The sequence below is a fragment of the Rhodopirellula islandica genome (assembly GCF_001027925.1).
Classification (GTDB): domain Bacteria; phylum Planctomycetota; class Planctomycetia; order Pirellulales; family Pirellulaceae; genus Rhodopirellula; species Rhodopirellula islandica.
This window is the reverse complement of the sequence record NZ_LECT01000041.1, coordinates 1-23,612: the sequence shown is the minus strand read 5'-3', so window position 1 is coordinate 23,612 and position 23,612 is coordinate 1. Positions and strand designations below refer to the sequence as shown.

Here is a 23,612-nt window from a genome sequence, read left to right as displayed (position 1 = left end):
CCCTGGCTCAGACTTCACCAAACGATCCGGCCAGATTCAAAAAGATCACGCTGGCCGACCGCCTCGCTCATCTTCCCAATGACCGACCACCCCGCCTGGTGCGTACATCCACATCACCACCAAATCTTCATCGCTGTCATTGATCAAGCTGTGCGGGACATTGGATGGGATGTAGATGGCGGTGGTCGCAGCAACCTGTCTCACGTCATTTCCCACTCGCATCTCGCCGCGTCCCGCAAGAACGACGTAGACCTCCTCGTTCGAGTGAGCGTGTTCTGGAATCGCGCCTTGGGGAAAAAGAGTCGAATGGCCCACCGCAAATTGCTCCACGGGCAACCCTCGCGGCCCCCCCAAAATGCAACTGCGACGACCCGCCGGAAATACTTCTCCCTCGGTTTCCTCCACTCGGATGGTTTGCATCGGCTTCCCCCTCAACATGCTTGCGACTCTGGGTACAGAAAAGGTCGGAACATTGACCACAACACTGAGAAGCATACGCCCCCAAACCACGCCCCAACAGAGACACACTCATCGTCATTGCGTTGGTCGAGTGAACTTGCGTCGCGAGATCTCCTCGAACACCAGGCACTCAAGGTATTGCTCCAGGTTCACATAGCCGTCGCCATTCATGTCCTGCATCGCGTCGGAAGAATCGTCGGGATCCAGACCATGCTGGAGTTCCCAGGCATCGGGCATCCCATCACGATCACGATCTTGCACCGTGCCTGGCTCCAGTGCCGGCCATCCGCCCACTTCAGCAGGGTCGTTGATCATCACACCCGTCTTGTTTCGAACATCGCTGACAACTCGAACATCCACGGCATCACGCCTCGGTAAGGTTGCTCCCACAATCGGCAACAATCGCTCAACCAACGTCTCGGCTGGTTCCAGAGTGACCGGCACCGCGCTCATCTCAAAGGGCGTCCCCGCACGAACCGACTCATCGAGCAAGGTTCCGTTGTACGCCCCATCACCCATGACACCATTGAAACCAACATTCAGCCACTCATCCTCGGTTCCCGTGGACCGCCGTGGACTCAAATTGTCCCTCACAAATATTGCTTTCTCCACCAATTGACCACCAACCACGATGGGATAACGGTGTTCGCGATGCTGCTTGCCTGGGAGAAAGACATTGCCAATCAGGTTGGCCTGGAATCCGACACCAATCGAAAAATTGGTTCCCACCTGATAGTAGTTGTAGATGACATTGTTGACGACTTCGTTCTTCCCCAGCCCCGTCAGACGCGGGTTGCGATCGTCGTTGTGGGCAAACAGGTTGTGGTGCACTGAAACACGCACGTTTTCCAAACCGCTCAACAAACCTTTGCTGTGCAAGCCACGCTGAGTGTGATTCCCGTCCCAAATGCCTTCTGAGATGATGTTGTGCTGGACAGTCACATCCGTGGCGTCGAACCAAAGGTTGACGTTTTCATCGACCGCCCAACTGAACGAGTTGTTCGCGATGACAATGTTCTTGCCACCCAGAATCGAGATGGCGTCGACCGATGTACTCGGTGCCGCCAGCCCTGGTCGAACGCGAAGATACCGAATGACCACCTCACTGGCATTCACCACAAACGACGGCCCAGTGTTGGAATCACTGTTCTTGAGTGCGATGCCACCACCCGGCGCCGAATGGCCCGCGATCGTGATGTTCGGCTCTGTGATCTTCAGCGGAGTCTCCAATTCAATCGTGCCGGAAACGGAGAAGACGACGAACCGTGCACCTTTTGTTTCCACCGCTTCGCGAAGAGACCCTCGCCCCGAATCATTCAGGTTTTCAACGGTCAAAACAGCACCACCTCGCCCGCCAGCAGTGGTAGCACCGAATCCCTGGGCCCCTGGGAACGCCTTCAAATCACTGAAGACGCCACACGGTGAAACATCGTCCTGATCCGAGACCCAACTCACACCGTCCAACTCACTCTGGTGGCGATCCTCCTCGAAAGGTTCCCAAAGGAGGCATCCCAGCGACACCACCACAATCAATGCCAACTGCCACTTCATCCAAACGCTCAATTGAATTTCGAAACCAATGAGGAATTCCCCAGGGCCGGCCAAGCTGGAACGGTCCCCCACGAAGCAGCGATTGTATCCGAGCATTCCAATGCGCGCAGAAATCAAGCACGACCGAAACTGGGTCCACAACAAGTGACTTCCTACGCGCCAGCGAACTCGGCACTCGAATCATCGCCCGAACAACACGGCGGCACAGTTCCTCAACCAAGGCACACGAGAAGCAACGTCTCAGGAGAACACTCGTCCGCACGAAGGGCACACGCATGAAACCGGCAGAATGCCAGAACAGTCGATCTCAGTCGGTCGCCAAACGACTTGATTTAGGCTCGCACATTGATGCCCCGAAAATCGCAAATCGTTATTCGCCGCTACGCGCTGCCATCCACGCATCCACCAACGGTCGAAACGCATCGGTCGGTTCGACGGTCGCTGCGGGAATGAAGATGGATCCACCCGATTCGGGAATCAAAAACACACAGTCAGGCGCAGGGATGATGTCGGAGAATGCGTCAACCGAGATCGTTCCATGCGCGACCGAAGAGGTCGTTGTCAGTTCAGTCTCCGAGAGCTGAATTTCAACGGTTTTGTTCTCACGGGTTGCCTTGACTCGAGCGTTGATCCAGCGTGATTTGTGAGTCAGCGCCTCGACGAGTTCGTAGGTGCCAGCGCAGGCGAACGACACGCCAACAAGCCATTGCCGTGAAAACGCGAAAGCCATGATAACGCCGAAAGCCATGATAACGCCGAAAGCCAGCAGGGTCAGCGAAAGGTACACCGCGTACGGGCGCAATTTGGCTCGATGCCGGAGCCAAGCATCGTAGTTGGATTCGTAATACGCGCGGTCAAACACCAAGTGAGCGGTTGCATTCATCGAAAACCTGGGACGTACAACGGAAGGTCTGGACGACACCGCCCCAATCAAAGCAGTGGAGTTGAATCGCGAGTGATTGTACCGACGCAAACGCCCGTTGCGAAAGAGCGAAGGTACTAGCGCTAGAACCATGTTGCACGACTTTAGGAATGCCAGTCAGCGCCGCAATGCATACATTGTTGCGCAAGCACTGCACGCAGATTCTTGCCACATTCGGGACAAGGCTTCGTCTTCTTTTTGCCTTCGATCCAAGCTTCAGGTATCAAGTCGAGAGTGGCCGAGATGAAGCCGAGAACCTTCATGGTGATGAATGCTGAAATTAGGCTGAAGCCAATGCGGGCACCGAGATTCCAGTTGGTGAAAGCAGTCAGCCCGAAGAAAATCAACGCTGCAATTACGAGTAACGCAACAAACCACAGCAGGAGAACCAAAAGCCCAAAGCCAGCGAGCCATGCCACACCTGTGAAGAAGTCTTTTGCCGGTGTTTTTGGATTGCGCGGCATTTCGGCTGAGTCACACAACGGAGTTCTGGAAGACAGGGTGTCGTCCGTGCTTGGAGACGGGGTTTGGTGGGCTGATTTTAGCGGAGGAGCGGGCTGAGCAGGTCGGCAGGAGTCTTTCGGCATTTGGACTGTTTCGGAAAGCGTTGTTGCTCCCACGTACAACCGGGGCTAACGCCCAAACGGCTCACATGTTTCTACCCGATCATTCCTGCTGACCGATTGCAGCAACAACCAGCGTTTGGAGAATGCGTGTTCTTCGCTCTGTCGGCGGTGGTGCCAAGTCTCGACGCCCCAAGCGATTGCAATGAATGGTGGGTGACGCCCAACGCCTCCTGTGTCCAATCAAATCCTGCCCATGTGCTTGGAACCGATGTTCCGGCACAAGCATTTTCCGTATCCAGATTCGTCAGAATTCGGATGCGATTGATGCAGGTCACTTGATGGCCAGCACCGCATCGACGGGTGCGCCGGTGACTTGCCCGGTGACCTCGCGGAAACCAGCGCGGCGCATGATGGCTTCGTATTCGGCCAGTGTTCGCTCGCGACCCTCGGTGCAGACCAGCATGTTGAGGTCTTGCATTTGTCCCCAATCCGGCCCGCCACGATCCTCTTGGATCAAAATTTCTGCGAGCAGCAAACCACCGCCATCAGGCAAACGATCATAAATTTTTGCGAGCAAACGATCGATTTTTTCATCGGACCAATCGTGCAAGATGCGACCCAAAGACATCAAATCTGCTTCGGGCAAATCGTCGCCGAAGAAGTCCCCTCCCACCACGTCAATGCGATCCGCCACCGATGACTGCGCGACAATTTCCTTGGTCAACGGAATCACATCCGGCAAATCAAACACCGTGGCGGTCAGCGACTCGTAAGCTTCACAAGCGGCGATCGAGAGGTGCCCGGTCGCGCCGCCAAGATCCACCAAGTGCCTGAACGGGGAAAGATCCACAGCGCGGACGACCTTGGGTGAACTGATCACGCCATAGCCGTGCATGCCCATCAAGAACTCTCGCATGGCAGCTTCATCCGCGAAGAAACTGCTGAAGATGGGTTGGTCCCAACCGTAAGCATCCTTCCAACGATGCGAACCTTCGCGAATCGCGTTTTCGAAATGTGACCACAACTTCCAGCTCACATCGTTGCTGAATTGGATGTAGCCGGTCATCCGGTTGGGGCTGGCCGTTGTCAACAATTCCGAAGCAAGTTCCGTGTTGCGATACACCTGCGAATCACGCGAGAGCAATTGCATGCCGACCAAGCCATCGAGCAAGCGGTTCATCGCGGCGGGTTCGCACTTGAGCTCCGTCGCCAAATCAGCTGCCGATCGCGGTTGCTCCTCCAGGCGATCGAAAACGCCCAATTCAACTGCGGCAAACATGACCTTCGAAAAGCGAAAGCCATTGATGTACTGGAGGACGGGAGCGGGATCGACGGGCATGGTGGGAGTTGGACGTGCGAAAAGAGGGATGACGAACGAAGGGGCTTCGACGGTCTTGGAAGACCATCGTACGAGGCAGACGCGGTTCGGCGACGGACCTGGAAGGCCGTCGTCCGTGCGGAGGGGCCCACCAGAGAACGCCAGCCCTTAACCAGCCAGACCGTCAATGATGGCGTTGAGCGTTGGGCTGGGTCGCATCGCGGCACTGGCCTTTGCTTCATCGGGATGGTAGTAGCCTCCCAGATCGATCTCCACGCCCTGAGCATCATTCAGCTCGCCAACGATCTTGGCTTCGTTTTCGGACAAGGCCTTGGCAATCGGTGCAAAACGGTTTTTCAAACCTTCATGCTCGGATTGGGCCAAGGCTTCCGCCCAGTACAACGCCAAGTAGAAATGACTGCCGCGGTTGTCGAGCTCGCCGACCTTTCGCGATGGTGATTTGTCGTTGTCCAAGAACCGCCCTGTGGCGACGTCGAGCGTTTTGGCCAAGACCGCGTACTCTTCGTTGCCCGTTTTTTCAGCCAGATCTTCCAGCGAAACCGCCAAGGCGAGGAACTCACCGAGCGAGTCCCAACGCAAGTGATTCTCACTGACGAATTGTTCGACGTGCTTGGGAGCCGATCCACCGGCCCCGGTTTCAAACATGCCGCCACCCGCCAACAACGGAACGATTGACAGCATCTTGGCACTGGTCCCGAGTTCCAAAATCGGGAACAGGTCGGTCAGGTAATCACGCAGCACATTGCCGGTGACACTGATCGTGTCCTGGCCTTCACGAGCGCGACCACAAGCGTGGCGGGTCGCGTCGGCAGGTTCCAAGATTTGAATGTCCAATCCAGCGGTGTCGTGATCCTTCAGGTACTCGTTGACCTTGCTGATCAGGTTGCGATCGTGAGCCCGTTTTTCGTCCAGCCAAAAGATGGCGGGAGCTCCGGTGGCACGTGAACGCGAAACCGCCAAACGAACCCAGTCCTTCACCGCGACGTCCTTGGTTTGACAGGCACGCCAGATGTCACCCTTCTCGACGTCGTGACTCATCAACTCTTTGCCGGCCGATGTGACCACGCGAACCTTGCCGTCGGCGGGAACGCGGAATGTCTTGTCGTGAGAACCGTATTCCTCGGCCTTTTTCGCCATCAACCCGACGTTAGCGACGCTGCCCATCTTGGTGACGTCGAACTTCCCGTTGGCTTTGCAGTCCTCGATTGTGGCTTGGTAAATGCCCGCGTAGCAACGATCGGGAATGACCGCTTTCATGTCGTGCAGTTTGCCATCCACTCCCCACATCTTGCCACCGGCACGAATCGCGGCGGGCATCGATGCGTCGATGATCACGTCGCTGGGCACATGCAAGTTGGTGATGCCTTTGTCCGAATCGACCATGGCGATTTCAGGCAACCCGGCTTGGATTTCGACCAAGGTTCCCTCGACCAATGCCCGCTGATCCGCTGGCAGGTCCTGAACTTTGGCAAACACCGAAGCGAGACCTTGATCCGTGTCAACGCCCGCGGCAGTCAACACGTCGCCGTGTTCTTGGAACAAGCGGTCGTACATGACACTGACGCAGTGCCCAAACAGAATTGGGTCACTGACCTTCATCATTGTCGCTTTGAGGTGCAACGAGAACAGCACGCCGCTGGACTTCGCGTCCGCGATTTGTTCGGCGTAGAAGGCTCGCAATTGACGAACGCTCAGGCGAGCTGAGTCGATGATCTCGTCCGCTTCGACTTTCAGTCCGTCGCGAAGCACGGTGACGCTGCCCGCCGAATCGACATGTTCGATCCGCAGAGTGTCATCGGAATCCAAGATCACCGATTTCTCACTTCCGTAGAAATCGCCTTCGCTCATGTGAGCCACGTGCGTCTTCGAATCGGCTGACCAATCGCCCATCGAGTGCGGGTTCTTCTGAGCGTAGGCTTTGACCGGGGCGGCAACGCGGCGGTCGGAGTTGCCTTCGCGAAGAACCGGATTGACGGCACTCCCAAGGACTTTGGCGTAGATCGCACGAACCGACTTTTCTTCGTCGGTTTGAGGGTCCTGAGGGAAATCAGGGATGGCGACCCCTTGAGCCTGCAGTTCCGTGATCGCTTCGACCAACTGCGGGATCGAAGCGCTGATGTTGGGCAACTTGATCACGTTGGCTTGCGGTTGAGTGACCAACTCGCCGAGCTCCGCCAGCGCATCAGGCACCTGCTGGTCTGCTGGCAGACGGTCGGCAAAACCGGCCAAAATTCGCGCGGCCAAGGAAATGTCCTTGGTCTCAAACGACAAGCCACTGCCGTTGGTGAACGCTCTCAAGATCGGCAGCAACGAACGAGTCGCCAGGGCGGGGGCTTCGTCGGTGTGCGTGTAGACAATCGCGGCAGTTTCGCTGGGCATTCCAACCTCGTCAGGACAAAGACCCCGAAATCACGGGAATCAAGAAGAATTTGCGACTGAAAGCCTGCGGCCCGAACGCTCAATTGTCAATGCCGGCGCGATCTCAACGGGCAAGCTGCAACCAAAAACCGCATCCTAGGACGCAGGAACGGCCTTAACCGTCAAACCTGAAGGCAGTGCCGGTTCGCCATGCTGATGCCACTGACGATTGCTCCCACGATCCCCACAAACCCCTGGTCCGTCCCACACAGGAAAACGTTGGGCAAGTGCGTGGTGCCATCGAGCTGCTTGTCCGGTGCGCCATACACGGCCCCGTTGTCGTGCCAAGTGAAGCGGCGGATGGTCTTGGGAGTGAAGACATCCGTGTCGATGACTCGCGAACGAAAGTCGGGCATGAAGCGAACCGCCGAGGCAACCGCCTCGTCGTACTGCGTCACCTTTTCCGCCCGGTACTTCTCCTCGGGCAATTCCGACCACAAATCATGATTGGCAAGCGTGGTGATTCGCACCACGCCGTCGGGCAACTCGCCTTCTTCCGCGTCGTAAATGTAGTTGTTCGGGCTGCAGATGACTCCCGTCCGAGCGTCACACAAGGAATCGTCGGGACGCTCCCAATGAAAGTTCGGCGAATCGTTGTAGAACACGATCGTGCGGTCGAAGCCCAATTCCTTGGGTTTGCAATCGAGCACGCTGATCGATTCGATGAACGACAGCTTCCCGGCCTTGGCGACATCGGGTTCGGTGATGTCGTCACACATCCGCATGGTTTCAACCGTGCCCGCGGAGGAGAGAATTCGCTTGGCCCGCAACTCGGTTCCATCGTCCAGCACCACCCCAACGGCTTTGCCGTCCTCGACGTGAATGTTGGCAACGCCGCTTCGTAGTTTGAGCTCGCCGCCGAGGCCCCGGAACTTGCGGACCAAGTTCTTCAGGATGACTCGCACACCTTTGTAAGGCCGCCCGAAACCCTCCAGGTAACAAGCCCGGAACATGATGCAGAATTGACCGAAGTCCATGTCATTTTCGCGAGCGTTGCCGTACCACATCAGGGGGCACAGCAGCATCTCGATCAACAAAGGGTCCGACAGATGCTCCGCCATGACCTCCCGAGCGGACCGCATGAATTCGGGCGCGTCGCCGTCCATGTCGCTGTAATCGAGCAGCGAACCACACAGACTGCGGAAGCCATCGATTTGATCGGGGAAGCGAGACTTGATTTCGCTTTCGAGCATCGCGATGTCGTTGGTGAAATCCAATTCCACACCGGGAAATCGAATCGAAGACCCATTCTGCTCGGCGAGCTTGAAATCTTCCCAACTAAACCGCAATTGACGAATCAGCTTGGCCAGCGGACCTTTCTTGTCGCCCTTGCGAGCGAAGTTGGTCATCGCGTGCAGCCCCACGTCATAATCGCGGCCGCCCATTCGATAGAACGAGTTCAAACCACCGATCGTGTAATGCTTCTCGAGGATGCAAACGCGTTGGTCAAAGTGGGCCAGCCGAATGCCAGCGGCCAACCCGCTCATCCCCGCGCCGATGATGATGGTGTCGTACATTCGAAAGCCGCTAGCTGTTAGCGATTAGCCCCTAGTGGTCTGTCAAAGCTAAAAGTGAGGGTTGATCGTAGTGGACGAGGCGACGAGTCCTTGGATTTGACGCCAGTTCAGGACTCGTCGCCTCGTCCACTACCCTAAAAACAAGTCGTGACAGACCACTAGCTTTGTGGGTGAGAGTGATCGGAATGCGAAAGGCTAGAAGCTAGTCGCGAGTTGCTCGAGAGCTCTCAAAGATCCTTCATCTTGGGTTCCAGGTACGTGACCGTGGAGTGCATGCTGGCGAGATGACCGTAGTCTTCCTCTGGAATTTGCACGCGGTGACGCTTGCGAAGTTCCATCACGATGTCCAAAAAGTCCATCGAATCCAATTCCAACTGCTCGCGAAACGCCTTCTGGTCGTCCAGGTTGTCGAGGTCCTCATCAGGAGAAATGTCGTCGAGGATATCGATGATTTCTTGGCGAATATCGGCAGGAGTCATGAAAGGAAGCAGGGATGCGAGAGAAACGGGAAGGAGAAACGTCCGTGTCCCAACGGCGGAGCAACCGCCACCGCGGGATGGAGTAGTTTCGACGGCAATGGGATTCGACACAAGGGGCACCCCGCGGCACCCCGCTCAATTGAATCGGGACAGATCGCCGCAGGGAGGTGGAAAGTGGCCCAGGACCACAGGACCACAGGGACCAGTCGATCAGGGAACAAAACGCCTCGTTCCAATTCACCCTCCCCCTGGGAGGGTCGAGCAAAGCGAGGGGAGGGCCAAGCACTGAAATTGCAAAGTGACAATTGCAAATTTGAAATGGGGATGCCGCCTCAGCCCTGACGAGTGGCGGAACGACTCCGAAATCAAACGCGGCCGACGATGACCACGGAGTTGATGCCGAGCATCCCGAACGAATTGTTCAGGATGTAATCCACCTGCTTTTTCTCTTGAGGCTCGTTGAGCACCAAGCCTGGCAAATCGCACTCGGGGTCCAGTTCATCCACATTGATCGTCGGGTGAACGACTTGATCGCGGAAGGCCATCATGTTGCCAGCCAACTCCAGCGCCCCGGCAGCGCCCATCGCGTGACCAATGTAGCTCTTCGTGTTGTTGATGCGGACGTTCTCGCATTTTCCAAACACGCTTCGCAGAGCGGCACATTCTTGGATGTCGCCGCTGTTCGTTCCCGTCGCGTGTGTGCTGACGATGTCGATTTGGTCCGCTTCCAACCCAGCTCGTTTGAGAGCCTTCTGAACACATTGGGCCTGGCGTTCCGGATTGGGCAACACGAAATCGGTTGCGTCTGTGTTCATCGCGTAACCGACCAACTCACCATGAATCTCGGCTCCGCGAGCCTTCGCGTCACTGAGTCGCTCGAGCGTGTACAGGCACCCGCCCTCGGCAACCACGATGCCGTTTCGTTTTTGATCGAATGGGCGAGACGCGAGGGTCGGATCGGCGTGGGTCGCCAACGCGTTTTGGCTGTTGAAACTGGCGAAGATCCCGAACGTGTGAATGCTCTCACTGGTTCCGCCCGCGATTGCCACATCGCACTCGTTCAGCCGCAGCATCTGAGCACCTTGGATGATGCCTGCGTTGCCGGCGGCACAGGCGGCACCGATCGTGTAGTGCGGACCGGTGATTTGCATGTTGAGTGCAATTTCACCGGCGGGGTTGTTCGCAACGGTGCGTGGGTTGTGATGGTGCGACCAGCAACTTGTGTCGTAGTCGAACCCTTTGATCACATGGATTTCGTTTTCGGTTTCGACGTTGCCGTGTTCGGTCACGCCGACGTAAATGCCGACCCGATCCTTGTCCACGTTTTCCCAATCCAATCCGGAATGCGCGACCGCTTCTCGAGCCGTGTAGACACCGACGCTGCCGGCACGAGTGCCTCGCCGAATGTCCTTTTTGGACTGGTACTTTTTGGCGTCGAAGTCACACACGCCGGCCAGAGTCTCGCCGAAATAGCGGATTTCGTAAGGCTGCACCCCGCTGCGTTTTTCCAGCAAAGCTTGGCGGAAGGAACCCCAGTCGTTGCCGTTGGGCGAAGTCAGACCGACGCCGGTGATGACAATGCGTTGGTCGTCGGGAAGTTGAGATGCGAGGTTAGGGGCGATCACGGATATGGAGGCCAAAATGAGCGATTGGTGCGTGGATGGCAACTCAAAAACGTAGCAATCTGACGTCGTTTCCTCAACGGGCAATGCCAGAGCGAATTTTGGAATTGCGGGGAAGTGCCCCGCCCAAACGGTGAAAAAACCGACCCAACGGACTGGTTGAGCCAAGCACAATGCTCATGTCAAATCCCGCTTTGCAGCAGCTCATTCGGTCCGAATCGAAATGCTGCGAGCGTGAGCGGTCAGGCCTTCTTTTTCGGCGACCGTGATCACATCGGGTGCGATCACTTCCAATGCCGAGCGATCGAACTGAGTCACACTGCCAGACCGCAAAAAGCTGTTGGCGGACAACCCGGCCGCCCACCGGCACGTGCCTCCCGTCGGCAACACATGACTGGGCCCCGCCGCATAATCGCCCAAAGCGACCGGAGTGTGGTGGCCTAAAAATGCCGCCCCACTGTGCCGGATCTTTGCGATCAAGCATTCCGGTTCACGCGTTTCGATCTGCAAGTGTTCCGGGGCGAACGAATCCGTCAGAACACACGCATGATCCGCGTCACGTGCCAAAATCAAGGCTCCGAAATCGGCCAGAGCATCGCGAGCCAAATCGCCACGCTCCAGTTGCTCCAACTGCTTCGCCAACTCCGTTTTGACCTGATTCAGCAGCGTTTCATCCCAGGTGATCAAGATCGCCGAACCGGGCGAGTGCTCGGCTTGTGCCAACAAATCCGAGGCAACAAACGAAGCGTCCGCGGAATCGTCCGCGATCACAATCACTTCGCTGGGCCCGGCAAACGAGTCGATGTCGACGGTCCCGAACACATGCTTCTTCGCCAAGGCCACGAACAAGTTGCCAGGGCCGACAATTTTGTCGACGGCGGGCAAGACATCACACCCATACGCCATCGCGGCGACCGCTTGAGCCCCGCCGCAACGATAGACTTCTTTGATTCCCAACTCATGACAGGTGGCCAACATGTCGGTGTTGTACGCACCAAACGGGGTCGGCGGAGCGACCACCGCAATCTCATCGACGCCTGCGACCTGAGCTGGAATCGCCGTCATCATCACCGTCGACGGGTACGCCGCGGCACCGCCGGGAACACAGATTCCCACCCTTGGAATCGGCACGTATCGCTGGGTCAATGAAACACCGGGACGCGGGGTGATGGTGACGTCGCGGTGCAAAATCGCCGATTGAAACGTCGCGATGTTTTCGCGAATGCGGCCGATGGTCTCGATCAGCTTGGGATCCGCCGCGGCATGGGCGGCTTCCAAGTCTTCCTCTGGCACTCGCAGCGTTTCGGCCGTCAGTTCGGCTCCATCGAGCGCCTTGGTGTATCGCAGCAAAGCCTCGGTGCCGTGAGTCTGAACGTCGTTGCAAATCGTTTCGACGACTTCGACGGGCGTCAGCGCTTTGCCGAAAACTTTCAACGTCAATTCGCGACCTCGAGGGCTGACCAGGTCACCACGCGGGCTCAACTTTTCACGCAAGGCGGCCAGAGTTTTCGCGGCATCACCTGAGGAGGCATCACGAGCGTCAACGGTTTGGATTGAAAATTCAGGCACAGCAGCGACGCGGGACAAACGGAGGAAGGGGACGACCAACTTGGAAGCGGCTGGGAAAAAAGTGTCAGGTACCTTTTGCCGGAACGGCCCACTGGGTGCTTCGCACAAAAGGTACCTGACACTTTTTTCCCGCTCACCACTTCATGCAGCCGAGAAAGCTAGCCTGTCAGTTTACCGAGCCAACAACCTTGGGCTAGGCTTGGCCCATGAATCGTCCTTCCACACCCGCTTTGAAATCAGCCGAAGCACAATCGCTTCCCGAAAAACGTCGCGTTTCCGCGATCGAATGGGTGGCCGTGATCGCAGTCTTCGCCCTCACCTTCGTGCTTCGATGGCCCTTTTTGGCGGAGAGTTTCTGGATCGACGAGCTTCACACGGCTTGGTGCATCGCCGACGACTGGAGCGAAGTGGCTCCGCGGGCGAAAATGGGCAATCAGCAACCGCTGTACTTCTGGTTGCTGTGGTCTTGGCAACAAATCCCCTGGCCTGAACCCTGGGCGAGCTACCCCGTCGAAGTCCTTCCCCGCCTCACCAGTCTCTGGTGCGTCAGCCTCTCGGCCGCCCTGATCGTCTGGGGATCCTTCCGCTACCACGGCAGCCTGGTCGCGGCTCTGGTGGCTGGAATCGCCGTGGCGATTGATCGACAAGCCGCTTTCTTTGGCGTTGAACTGAGGCCCTACGCCGCGGTGATTCTAGGAAGCACATTCGCAATCGGATTTGCTGCCCGACTCTGGGCCTTCCCCGATCGTGGCCTGAAACGAGATTGGACAGGGCTCCACGCGAGCGTGCTTTTCGCGATGTTGATGCACATCACCTCCCTGATCACGCTCGCCCCTTTGATCGCGGCCCTGACGGCCAGCGACCTGTTTCATTCTCGCCACAACTCCGCTGAACGGAAACGCAAGCTCTGGCGTCACGCCGGTTGGTTGTCACTGTGGATCCTTGCTGGGCTGCTGCTGGCCAATCACCAACATGAAATCTGGAACCGCCGAGAAGCCTGGTCCTCTTTCGGTCGCCCCAACTCCATCTTTGCGTTTTGGAAGATGTGGCCCTGGTTGGGATGGACGATCATTCCGACCAGCATCGTCCTGCTCTGCTTCACAATCTTGCCAACCCCTGCATCTCCCGAGCCGCCCCGTGCCTGCGTCACGACCGCTTCCAAACCCATCATTTCCCGTGACCGGACAACCTCCTTCGCGCTCCTTCTGCTTGGCGTTTTGCTGACTTCTGTCATCTCAGCAATGCTTCTGTCTGAATGGGGCGGGGTTCCGATTTGGCAACGTCGCTACCTCATCGCAGGCCTGCCACTCGGCTGCATCAGCCTGGGAGGCTGGATTGCATCGCTTCGCCATCATTCACACTCCCGATGGGTTGCCCCTCTCATCGCAATCCCCTCCCTCGCTGCCATCGTCTGGTCGCAAGGTTCGATCCATCCCAGCGTCGCGACTCATTGGGTTTATCGAGACGAAGACTGGCGGGGAGCCCTGCAACAGATCGCCGATTCGGCCCAACCGCAGGACAGCCGGCCCAACGACGCGATCCAACATCACCTTTGGATTGACGGGGACCTGATCGAGCAACCAGCCATCACGGGCCGGGTCACCGACGTGGACCTCGCGACCTACCTGACCCTGCCTGCCAGGGGGCCCTACTCCCCAGGCAAGCACACACTTCTTCACGCAGTTGGTTCCCTTGCCCCGATGGAAGGATGGCAACAAGCGGTCCAATCATCAGGCTTGGACACACCGCATTCCAAGCATTGGTTTCTGTCGCGATGGCTGCCCTCCAATCAACGAACATCACCATTGCTGAACGGACGGGACATTCGATCCCATGGTCAATTTGGCAACCTCTTTCTGTACTCCCAACCGGCGAGTGAGGACTGACCTCGGCTTGTCAAACACCAGCGAACATGACAACGTCCTCGGCACATCCATTTGTGCCGGGGATTTTTTTGGGAACCATCCAGATGAGCCAAACCACCAACGACCACGCATCCACGTTCGATGCACTTTGCCAAACCTTTCGCGATGCAGCCAAGCTTTCCACCACCGCCGATTTGCTGGAGTGGGATGAGCGAACCGGGATGCCACGCGGCGGGGCGGACTATCGCGCTGAACAAGTCGCCCACTTGCGAGGGCTCGTTCACAGCCTGCAAACGGCTCCCGTCATCGAAGAACAACTCGCCTCACTGACGGACTGGGACGCGGCGTCTGATCCACACAGTGACATCGGAGCCACGCTGAAGTGCTTGGCCGATGATTACCGGCGACAGTGCAAATTGCCCAGCGATCTGGTTCAGAGAACCGCATCCTGTTGCGTTCGCGGGCAAGGCCGCTGGGACGCTGCCCGGAAGGCAGACGACTATGCGATGTTCCAACCTGTCCTGGACGAAATGCTTTCGCTCAAACGAGAAGCGGGCCAGCTCCTGAAGTCGGACGACCAAACGGTCTACGAAGCGTTGCTGGATGAATTTGAACCGGGTGCGAAAGCAGCGGCTCTCACAAAAACTTTCGCTGACTTGCGAACGGAACTGGTGACGCTGATCGGTGAAATCAAAGATTCACCGCGGCAAGTCGACACGTCGTTGATCACCCAAGACTTTCCGATCGAAGCTCAGCGAGCGTTCTCACGTGTGCTGGCGGAAGCGATCGGTTTCGATTTCAACCGCGGCCGACTGGACGAAACCTCACACCCGTTCTGCACCACGATCGGCCCTTCCGACTGTCGCATCCTGACGCGTTACGAACCAAACTTCTTGCCGACCAGCATCTTCGGAACACTGCACGAAGCCGGGCACGGGCTGTACGAGCAAGGCATGCGAGAGGATTGGTTTGGATTGCCACCGGGCAGCTACGCTTCGTTGGGCATCCACGAATCGCAATCGCGAATGTGGGAGAACCTGGTTGGTCGAACGCTTCCATTCTGGGAACACTTCACCCCGCAGATCCAGCAACACTTCCCAGCGCAACTCGGCAACGTCACCTCCGCCGAACTGCATCGCTGCTTCAATTCCGTTTCACCATCGCTGATCCGCGTCGAAGCTGACGAAGCCACCTACAACCTGCACATCATCGTGCGATTCGAACTGGAACAAGCCCTGATCAGTGGCGAGCTTTCCACCGACGATCTTCCCGTCGCTTGGGCAGATGCCTACGAACAAGTCATCGGGGTTCGCCCCCCCTCGGCCGCCGATGGCGTGCTGCAAGACGTTCACTGGAGCGCGGGCTTGATCGGCTACTTCCCGACTTACACGCTGGGGAACCTGGCGGCGGCACAGTTGTACGACGCGGCGAAGGAGTCACTCGGCGACATCGACGCCCTGGTTCGCGAGGGCAACTTTGCGCCGCTGCGAGAGTGGTTGGTCAAAAACGTCCATCAACTTGGACGCACCCGCACGGCGGATGAACTGGTTGCGCAAGCCAGCGGCAAACCACTCTCTGCCGAACCGCTGATCCAAAGCCTGCGAACCCGCTACAGCCAAGTCTACGACCTCGCCTGATCACTCGATGAGTGGCATCGCGAACTGTTGACTTTCGATTCTTCATATCAGCCGATTGGGCGTTAGCTTGGCCTGCTGAATGTTAGGCGTTGTGGAGCGTATTCGTTTGCGCAAGTTTTCATCCCGGTAGGGATGTCAGAGAGTAGCCGTCGGTAAGCGATAGCGCCACCGACGGACACGCAATCCGCGTCGCCACTCTCCATCCCGCCGTGGCCATCGGCCACGGCGGGATGGAGAGTTTTTCTGGGGCTCGTTTTCCGGGGGTACGCTGCTTCGCAGCAACCCCCGGCTACCATCTGACATCCCTACCGGGATGAAGAAAGACAGGAGTCGGAAAAAAAGAAGAATCCCAGCCCTACTACTTCTTCCCCTTCGCCTCGATCTTGCCCCAGGTGTCACGCAGCGGAACGATGCGATTGAAGACCACTTCGTCGCTGGTGGTGTCGGGATCCACGACGTAGTACCCCAATCGTTCGAACTGCACGCGATCGCCAACGGCGGCTTCCGCCAACGCAGGTTCCACGTGTGCGGTCAGCGTTGTCAGTGAGTCCGGGTTCAAGTGATCCAGGAACGTGCCGGTCTCCGAAGACGCGTCCGGGTTCTCGACTTTGAACAGTCGATCGTAATTCCGAACCGTCACCTTCTGGGCGTGCTCGCGGCTGACCCAGTGGATCGTGCCTTTGACTTTGCGCCCCGATGTGTCTTCGCCGCTTTTGGTTTCGGGATCGTACGTGCACAGAACTTCGGTGATGTTTCCGTCCGCATCCTTTACCACCTCTTCACAGTCCACGATGTAGCCAGACCGCAGACGAACAGCCCCGCCCTTCTTCAACCGGAAGAACTTGCGAGGCGCCTCTTCACGAAAATCTTCGGACTCGATGTACAGTTCACCGCTGAATGGAATCTCGCGACTGCCCGCCGATTCATCCCCGGGGTTGTTGATCGCATTCATCATCTCGACCTTGCCCTCGGGCCAATTCGTGATGGTGAGTTTGATCGGGTCCAAGACTGCCATCCGTCGCGGCGCGACCGAATTGAGATGTTCGCGAACCGCGTTTTCCAACCGCACAACATCGATCGTGCTGTTGAACTTGGCCACGCCGATGTCCGCACAGAACGCTCGGATGGATTCGGGCGTGTAGCCACGACGACGCAAACCCACCAAGGTCGGCATCCGAGGATCGTCCCAACCGGTGACGTGATTCTCCTTCACCAATTGCAACAACTTGCGTTTGCTCATGACCGTGAAGGTCATGTTCAAACGAGCGAACTCGATTTGGCGAGGGTGATGAATGCCGAGGTTCTCGCAGTACCAATTGTACAGTGGACGATGGTGTTCGAATTCCAGCGTGCAAATCGAAAACGTGATCTTTTCCAGCGAATCCGATTGCCCGTGGGCCCAGTCATACATCGGGTAGATGCACCACTTGTCGCCGGTGCGGTGGTGCGACACGTGAGCGATTCGGTACATCACCGGGTCACGTAGATTGATGTTCGGCGAAGCCATGTCAATCTTGGCCCGCAACGTCTTCTCGCCGTCCTTGAACTTGCCCGCCTTCATCGCCCGCAGCAGTTCCAGGTTCTCTTCCGGCGTGCGATCACGATGCGGCGAGTTTTTGCCTGGTTCGGTGAGCGTGCCACGGTAGGTGCGAGTCTCTTCGGCGTTCAGGTCACAAACGTAGGCCTTGCCGTCTTGGACCAGTTGTTCGGCCCAATCATAAAGTTGGTCGAAGTAGTCACTGGCGAAGTGCAGGTTGTCCCACTGGAATCCCAACCAACGCACGTCCTCTTGGATCGAGTCGACGTACTCGGTGTCTTCTTTGATCGGGTTGGTGTCGTCGAAACGCAGGTTGCACGTGCCGCCCATTTCCTTGGCCAAACCAAAGTTCAGACAGATGCTTTTCGCGTGTCCGATGTGCAGGTACCCATTGGGTTCCGGCGGGAACCGCGTGGCGACTCCGTCGAAGCGACCGCTTGCCAAATCCGCATCGATCGCTTGGCGAATGAAATGCTTGGGTGGCGTTTTGTCGGGGGTAGCCGAGTCAGATGGTTCGGGTGCGTTCACGTCAATTCGCCGGTACAGAAGGATCAAAAGGAGCCGCATTGTGACGCGATAGCCGAAACGTTGAAAGGGTGGAATCCACGCTTCGTTTTCCTCTCGATTGGCCTCGACGCAAACGCGAGGAACGGGGCCGCTCAAGGAAGGAACCACGGTTGCGAATCAGGCAGGCTCGTCTCCTCCTCAACGGTGGCAGGGGGTTCGGTTAGGCTATTTGAACTCTCCATTGTCCCCGGTGCTGAAAAAGGAACCCGCCTCGTGAATTCTGCCCAAGACCCTCGTTCCAAACCGTCCGTCGATCGTCGCCAGTGGTTGAGCTACGCGGCCTTTGGCGGGGCTGCCGTCGCCGCCGGATCGGCTTCCACCCCAACGGCCGCCGCCGCGGCAGCGGTCAACCAATCGCCGCCCAAGTACAAGTTCAAAAAATCAATCAACCTGTGGGCGTTTCCTTATCCTGACAAAATGTCCCTGAAGGAATGCCTGCAACTGGCCAAGGACGCTGGCTTCGACGGCATCGAGCTGAACTACGACCTCGACAGTGATCTGTCACCCAAATCGGGAACCAAAGAGTTCACCGAGATTCGCAAGCTGGCCGACGACATCGGCATTGCGATCAGCGGCCTGTGCTCGTTCCTGTTTTGGCCGTACCCGCTGACCAGCAACGATCCCGCCGAGCGGGCTCGTGGGATGGAACTGGCCGGCAAGATGACACAGGCGGCACACGACCTGGGGACCGAAAACCTGCTGGTCGTGCCTGGCGCCGTTCACATGCCTTGGCGAGAGGACCACGACCCGACGCCCAATGACGTTTGCGATCGCCGGGCTCGCGAAGCGATTGGTAAACTGCTGCCCCAGGCTGAGAAACTCAATGTCAAGCTGAACATGGAGAACATCTTCTTCAATGGTTTCTTGATGTCACCGATGGAGATGGCGGAGTTCGTCGACAGTTTCCAAAGCGATCACGTGCGAGTGCACTTCGACACCGGCAACATCATGGAATACCAGTTCCCCGAGCACTGGATTCCGATCTTGGGCGATCGAATTCAAAACGTGCACTTGAAGGAGTACACCAAAAAGGGAACCGACCATTCGCTCGAAGCGTTTCGTCCGTTGCTGGACGGAACCACCGACTGGCCCGCCGTCCTGGAAGCGTTCGAGACGATCGACTACGACGGGTACCTCACGTTTGAGTACTTCCACCCGTACGCCCATTTCCCCGAAGCGTTGATCTATCAAACGTCCGATTCGCTGGACCGAATGCTCGGGCGAGAGCGTCCCCGACTGGCCTAAGCCACGCACGATGAACAAGTGGCGGGTTTCGTAGTGGACGAGGCGTACGAGTCCCATGCATGAGGATTCGTGGCCTCATCCACTACGCCAGGAATTGATCGTGCGTTGCCAAGCGGGTCGCTCGGCCCGAATGGTTCGCGGGATGCCGATTCTCCGTCTCGCAGGTTTCCCGATGAAGACCAGGTTGCTTTGGAGCCGCCTGGCTCGTCGGTACGGGGGTCCGATCCAGCCTGGCAAACCGGCTGGCGAGCAGTTTCATGCGCCAATCGAGTTTTCCGCTTGACAAAAATTCGATTTAGTCCCTCAAAGCCGTGTTGACACTGGTTGTCTGCAATTCGTATTGCCAACCTCGCTAGGAAGGTTTTCGTGCTGACTCATTGGGGGATTTCCATCAGGAAGATGGAATTCTGCCGAGGAGACCAGTTCGAAACGCGGGACACCCCGGTGTTCACGGCCGACAACCAGTCCACCGATGGTGAGTCTGGGCGAGAGCTTTCCAGCACTTTATGGATTTCATGTCTCACGCGAAGAAGGAGAGTCGCGTTGAACCGCTCGTATCATCCGCCCAGGCGGAACCGGTCATGTCCTGAGGGACAGGCCAAGGATGAATTGGGTCACTCGATGGCCTCGCCGACACGCGCCTCTGCTACAGAGGCCTCTGCCAAGGAATCTTTGATGTCAACGCCGGAATCTCGATGGCGACGCAAGGTCACCCGACCTTTGGTGTCATTGTCCATCGCCTCGTTGCTGTCGACCGTGGTCGCAGTCCCGAACGCCTCGGCCCAATTCTCATTGCCACCCACCGACTCGTCCGCGAAAGCAGATGCGACTTCGAAAGAATCGCCTGCCTCGTTGCCGTTGGCCATCCGTCGCACGGAAACGTTGCGATTGGTCGCCGCCGGACGAGCTGCGTTGGACAAAGGCGATGTCAAAAACGCTTACTTGATGGCCAACCAGGCCCAATCCTTTGGATTGAAAGAGCATGAATTCCAACCGGGCGACGCTCGCCCGTGGCAATTGCTTCTTGATACCCAAGCCGCCGCTCGTCGGACCGGTTTGGACTTGAACGCTTTGGCCAAGCAAGCCGCCAACCCGATCATGCAAACCAGCGGCCAAACCGCTGCCGGTGCACCATTCATGGTGCAACAAGCCGGCGGTGCCAGCTCGGCTCCTGGTGGCATCGCTCAGGTTCAAGCTGCCACACCACTGGGCAACTCCCAAGGCGATCGTCTGTTCCGAGAAGGAATGGATCTGTTGTCCCAGGGCAAGAAAACCGAAGCCCGTCAAGCGTTTGTGAAAGCCTGGAACTTTGAATCCGAGCTCGACACGCAAACTCGTCGTGCTTTGCAAGACAAGTTGACCTTGTTGCAACCCTCTCGTTTGCCATCGCCAACCGCGGGTCAGCCCCTGTCGGCGATGGACAAAGCGGACCTCGAAGCCCAACAGCAAACCCGTCGCTTGTATCGCGAGATCACGACGGAATTGTCCAAGGCCAACGAGAAACGCACGGACGCTCCGATGGACGCCGTTGACGACCTGGAACGCCTCCGTCGTCGTGTCGAAGGAGCCAGCATCGATGAAGCCTCCAAGGCATCGCTGGCAGCCATGGTTGACCGCGCGTTGTCGGATCAAAAGACTTACGTCGAACAGCATCGTGCCGAGATCCAATTGGACTTGGCCAACGAAGCCGTTCGCTCCGAAATGGCCACCGACGCCGCCAAAGAAGCTCGCATCGACGATGAAATTTCATCGCTGGTCGAGACCTTCAATGACTTGATGGACGATCGTCGCTTCAACGAAGCCGAAGTGATCGCAAAACAAGTCGGTGAGCTGAAACCCGGTTCGCCGATCGCTCAAAGCATGTTCCACAGCAGCCGCATGGGCGTTCGCATCCAAATGGATGAGGAAATCAAAGCCGGCGCCGAAGACGGTTTTGTTCGCGAAATGCTGGCCATCGGTCAAGCGGCAGTCCCCGGCGATCCCGATCGTCCGTTTGCCTTCCCCGAAATTCGTTCGTGGGAAGAACTGTCGCGTCGCCGCTTGCAGAGCAACGCTGAAACCAGCTTGTCGCCTCGCGAACAAGAGATCAAACGAAAACTCGCGACGGAAGTCGAAGTCAAGTATCGCGATCGTCCATTGGGCGAAGTCCTGGATGACTTGTCGAACATGACCGGCGTGCCGATCGTGATCGACAATCGTGCTCTGGCCTCGATTCGCATGAACCGCGAGACCCCGGTTTCGCAGAACATCAACACGCGAATTTCGCTGGACAGTGCTCTGAACATCATCTTGGGTGATCTCGACCTGACGCACGTCATCGACAACGAAGTCCTGAACGTGACCAGCAAAGACGCTCGCCGCACGATGGTCGAACGTCGCACTTACCGTGTCGCTGACTTGGTCACCCCCATCCCGAACTTCGTCACCGGTTACGACGATGGTTTGCGTGGTGCGTTGCGAAACGCCTACCAAATGATCAACCCACAGACCGACGTTCAAGTCGTGCCTGTCTCGGCGTCAGGATTGGGCGGGTTTGCCGGCAACAATGGCTCGGCATCAATGAGCCCCAACATGTTGGGGCAATACAACACCGGAAGCGGCTACGGCTCGGCCGGCGGCTTGGGTTCGCCCAGCAGCTTCGGCGGCTTGGGTGGTCAGTCCATGGCTGACTTCAGCCAACTGATGCAGTTGATTCAAACAACCATTGAACCGGAATCGTGGGAAGCCCTCGGTGGCGTCGGCACGATGGCTCCGTACCCACAAAACTTGTCGCTGGTTGTCAGCACGACGAGCGATGTGCACGACCAAATCGTTGACTTGCTGGAATCGCTTCGCCGTCTGCAGAACTTGCAGATCACAATCGAAGTTCGCTTCATCACCTTGTCCGACACGTTCTTCGAACAAATCGGAATCGACTTTGACTTGCAGTTCGATGACAACGCCCCTGGATTGCCAGGCGATGACAGCGGACCGGAAGTCACGATCGGCTTGGACGCCGACGGAACGCCAACGGCCGACCTCGACATCCGATTCGACAACAACAGCAGCGGTGTCACACCACCCTTTGGTGCTGACCCCGGTGCGATCTCGACCCTCGGGTTCGCGATCTTGAGCGACATCGAAGCTTACTTCTTCTTGCAAGCCGCTCAGGGTGACAGTCGTACCAACGTGATGCAGGCTCCCAAGGTGACGTTGTTCGACGGTCAGATCGCATCGATCCAAGACCAGACATCGCGTCCTTTCGTGACCAGTATCGTTCCGGTTGTCGGTGACTTCGCCGTCGCACAGCAGCCCGTCATCGTCGTCCTCGACGAAGGCACACGACTGAACGTGCAAGGTGTTGTCAGTGAAGACAAACGATTCGTTCGCCTGACGCTGATTCCAACCTTCAGCCAAATTGGCGAAGTGAATGAGTTCACGTTCCAAGGCAACTCCACGACCCGCAACACCAGCAGTCGAAATGTCGACACCAACGGTGACGGCGTGATCAACGAAGAAGACGAGCAAGAAGAAGAAAGCGTCAACCAAGGCACGACGGTTCAACAACCAACGTTCGCCTTCACCACCGTGAACACGACCGTGAGTGTTCCCGATGGCGGCACGATTCTTCTGGGTGGGATCAAACGGATGAGCGAAGGCCGCAACGAACGTGGCGTGCCGTTCCTCAGCAAGATCCCCTACGTCAGCCGATTGTTCCGCAACACCGCGGTCGGTCGTCAGTCGAGCAGTCTGATGATGATGGTCACACCTCGGATCATCATCCAAGAAGAAGAAGAGATCGCCCAAACCGGATTCGATCCGGGTCGCTGATTGCGATTCGAATCTCTCAACTTGAGAATCGGAAGCGTCCTTCCGCTTTCGATTCAGGTGACCTGAGATTCGTTTTCTTCCAATGATCGATCTTTTTCTCAACCACACAACGGTCGTCGCGAGTTCTCCGGAACTTGCGGCGACCGTTTTTTAATGCGCGGTGGTGGCGTCCGAGATCCACGCCAGGCTCCGCCCCCTCCCATTTGCAGACGTCATGCAGTTTTGACGTCTTGTCTTGCCAGGCGTTTGTCATCACCCTCCGCTCGGGAGGGTCGAGCGAGGGGAGGGCTCAGCATTGGACCCAGCTCGTAACCCTCCCCGGCCCGAAGCGGCCCGACCCTCCCAAAAAATGGGGTCGTGCAGTTTTCTGGTGCTGGGTTTTGGCGGGTTTCTGCAGCAACCACCCATCACAACCCGAAGCGTGAGCGAGGGACGCCCCCAACTCCCACGACGGCCCCATCCGGGGCGACCGTTTGTTTTCCGGCATCGGTCTCTCGGGGCTTCCGCCC

At 57.4% G+C, this 23,612-nt stretch carries 15 protein-coding genes; 4 read left to right on the top strand and 11 right to left on the bottom strand.

The window, feature by feature from the left end; translation table 11 throughout:
- Positions 1 to 45: 45 nt before the first annotated feature.
- The 10 genes from RISK_RS19515 to hisD form a co-directional block, all read right to left on the bottom strand.
- Positions 46 to 420: a cupin domain-containing protein gene (locus RISK_RS19515; protein ID WP_047816060.1), complete on the bottom strand. Its 375-nt coding sequence runs from the start codon at positions 418 to 420 to the stop codon at positions 46 to 48.
- Between the two features lie 114 nt (positions 421 to 534).
- On the bottom strand, positions 535 to 2,010 hold the full coding sequence (locus RISK_RS19510; protein WP_160311465.1) for a pectate lyase family protein: 1,476 nt from the start codon (positions 2,008 to 2,010) through the stop codon (positions 535 to 537).
- A gap of 370 nt (positions 2,011 to 2,380) precedes the next feature.
- Positions 2,381 to 2,893: a hypothetical protein gene (locus RISK_RS19505; RefSeq protein WP_047816006.1), complete on the bottom strand. Its 513-nt coding sequence runs from the start codon at positions 2,891 to 2,893 to the stop codon at positions 2,381 to 2,383.
- Between the two features lie 143 nt (positions 2,894 to 3,036).
- Positions 3,037 to 3,396, bottom strand: a complete 360-nt coding sequence (locus tag RISK_RS19500; protein ID WP_047816005.1) for a 6TM ABC transporter family protein — start codon at positions 3,394 to 3,396, stop codon at positions 3,037 to 3,039.
- Between the two features lie 433 nt (positions 3,397 to 3,829).
- On the bottom strand, positions 3,830 to 4,837 hold the full coding sequence (locus RISK_RS19490; protein WP_047816003.1) for a class I SAM-dependent methyltransferase: 1,008 nt from the start codon (positions 4,835 to 4,837) through the stop codon (positions 3,830 to 3,832).
- 147 nt (positions 4,838 to 4,984) lie between these two features.
- Positions 4,985 to 7,216 (bottom strand): NADP-dependent isocitrate dehydrogenase, encoded by a 2,232-nt coding sequence (locus tag RISK_RS19485; RefSeq protein ID WP_047816002.1) that lies wholly within the window; start codon positions 7,214 to 7,216, stop codon positions 4,985 to 4,987.
- A 161-nt stretch (positions 7,217 to 7,377) separates the two neighbouring features.
- Positions 7,378 to 8,772 carry a phytoene desaturase family protein gene (locus RISK_RS19480; protein WP_047816001.1) on the bottom strand — a complete coding sequence of 465 codons (1,395 nt, stop codon included), beginning with the start codon at positions 8,770 to 8,772 and terminating at the stop codon, positions 7,378 to 7,380.
- Positions 8,773 to 8,999: 227 nt separating this feature from the next.
- Entirely contained in the window at positions 9,000 to 9,251 is a 252-nt protein-coding gene (locus RISK_RS19475) for an acyl carrier protein (protein WP_047816000.1), read from the bottom strand.
- 365 nt (positions 9,252 to 9,616) lie between these two features.
- Entirely contained in the window at positions 9,617 to 10,876 is a 1,260-nt protein-coding gene (locus RISK_RS19470) for a beta-ketoacyl-[acyl-carrier-protein] synthase family protein (protein WP_047816058.1), read from the bottom strand.
- Between the two features lie 201 nt (positions 10,877 to 11,077).
- The gene (hisD, locus tag RISK_RS19465; protein ID WP_047816057.1) at positions 11,078 to 12,460 is read right to left on the bottom strand and encodes a histidinol dehydrogenase; all 1,383 of its coding nucleotides are present in this window, start codon (positions 12,458 to 12,460) and stop codon (positions 11,078 to 11,080) included.
- Positions 12,461 to 12,648: 188 nt separating this feature from the next.
- Here hisD and RISK_RS19460 point away from each other — a divergent pair, with 188 nt between their 5' ends.
- Positions 12,649 to 14,328 (top strand): hypothetical protein, encoded by a 1,680-nt coding sequence (locus RISK_RS19460; protein ID WP_047815999.1) that lies wholly within the window; start codon positions 12,649 to 12,651, stop codon positions 14,326 to 14,328.
- 83 nt (positions 14,329 to 14,411) lie between these two features.
- Positions 14,412 to 15,944, top strand: coding sequence for a carboxypeptidase M32 (locus tag RISK_RS19455; RefSeq protein ID WP_390173951.1), 1,533 nt, complete (start codon positions 14,412 to 14,414; stop codon positions 15,942 to 15,944).
- A gap of 358 nt (positions 15,945 to 16,302) precedes the next feature.
- On the opposite strand, the gene RISK_RS19450 is transcribed toward RISK_RS19455, so the two are convergent.
- On the bottom strand, positions 16,303 to 18,027 hold the full coding sequence (locus RISK_RS19450) for a glutamine--tRNA ligase/YqeY domain fusion protein (protein WP_047816056.1): 1,725 nt from the start codon (positions 18,025 to 18,027) through the stop codon (positions 16,303 to 16,305).
- Between the two features lie 234 nt (positions 18,028 to 18,261).
- On the opposite strand from RISK_RS19450, the gene RISK_RS19445 reads away from it, so the two are divergent.
- Positions 18,262 to 19,293 carry a sugar phosphate isomerase/epimerase family protein gene (locus RISK_RS19445; protein ID WP_236696476.1) on the top strand — a complete coding sequence of 344 codons (1,032 nt, stop codon included), beginning with the start codon at positions 18,262 to 18,264 and terminating at the stop codon, positions 19,291 to 19,293.
- A 675-nt stretch (positions 19,294 to 19,968) separates the two neighbouring features.
- Positions 19,969 to 23,103 carry a type II secretion system protein GspD gene (locus RISK_RS19435; RefSeq protein ID WP_236696475.1) on the top strand — a complete coding sequence of 1,045 codons (3,135 nt, stop codon included), beginning with the start codon at positions 19,969 to 19,971 and terminating at the stop codon, positions 23,101 to 23,103.
- Positions 23,104 to 23,612: the final 509 nt, after the last annotated feature.

What these genes read in the sequence shown, in the direction of transcription:
- RISK_RS19515 (WP_047816060.1), bottom strand. Translation starts at nt 420, where the DNA reads ATGCAAACCATCCGAGTGGAGGAAACCGAGGGAGAAGTATTTCCGGCG.
- RISK_RS19510 (WP_160311465.1), bottom strand. Translation starts at nt 2,010, where the DNA reads ATGAAGTGGCAGTTGGCATTGATTGTGGTGGTGTCGCTGGGATGCCTC.
- RISK_RS19505 (WP_047816006.1), bottom strand. Translation starts at nt 2,893, where the DNA reads ATGAATGCAACCGCTCACTTGGTGTTTGACCGCGCGTATTACGAATCC.
- RISK_RS19500 (WP_047816005.1), bottom strand. Translation starts at nt 3,396, where the DNA reads ATGCCGCGCAATCCAAAAACACCGGCAAAAGACTTCTTCACAGGTGTG.
- RISK_RS19490 (WP_047816003.1), bottom strand. Translation starts at nt 4,837, where the DNA reads ATGCCCGTCGATCCCGCTCCCGTCCTCCAGTACATCAATGGCTTTCGC.
- RISK_RS19485 (WP_047816002.1), bottom strand. Translation starts at nt 7,216, where the DNA reads ATGCCCAGCGAAACTGCCGCGATTGTCTACACGCACACCGACGAAGCC.
- RISK_RS19480 (WP_047816001.1), bottom strand. Translation starts at nt 8,772, where the DNA reads ATGTACGACACCATCATCATCGGCGCGGGGATGAGCGGGTTGGCCGCT.
- RISK_RS19475 (WP_047816000.1), bottom strand. Translation starts at nt 9,251, where the DNA reads ATGACTCCTGCCGATATTCGCCAAGAAATCATCGATATCCTCGACGAC.
- RISK_RS19460 (WP_047815999.1), top strand. Translation starts at nt 12,649, where the DNA reads ATGAATCGTCCTTCCACACCCGCTTTGAAATCAGCCGAAGCACAATCG.
- RISK_RS19455 (WP_390173951.1), top strand. Translation starts at nt 14,412, where the DNA reads ATGAGCCAAACCACCAACGACCACGCATCCACGTTCGATGCACTTTGC.
- RISK_RS19435 (WP_236696475.1), top strand. Translation starts at nt 19,969, where the DNA reads ATGTCAACGCCGGAATCTCGATGGCGACGCAAGGTCACCCGACCTTTG.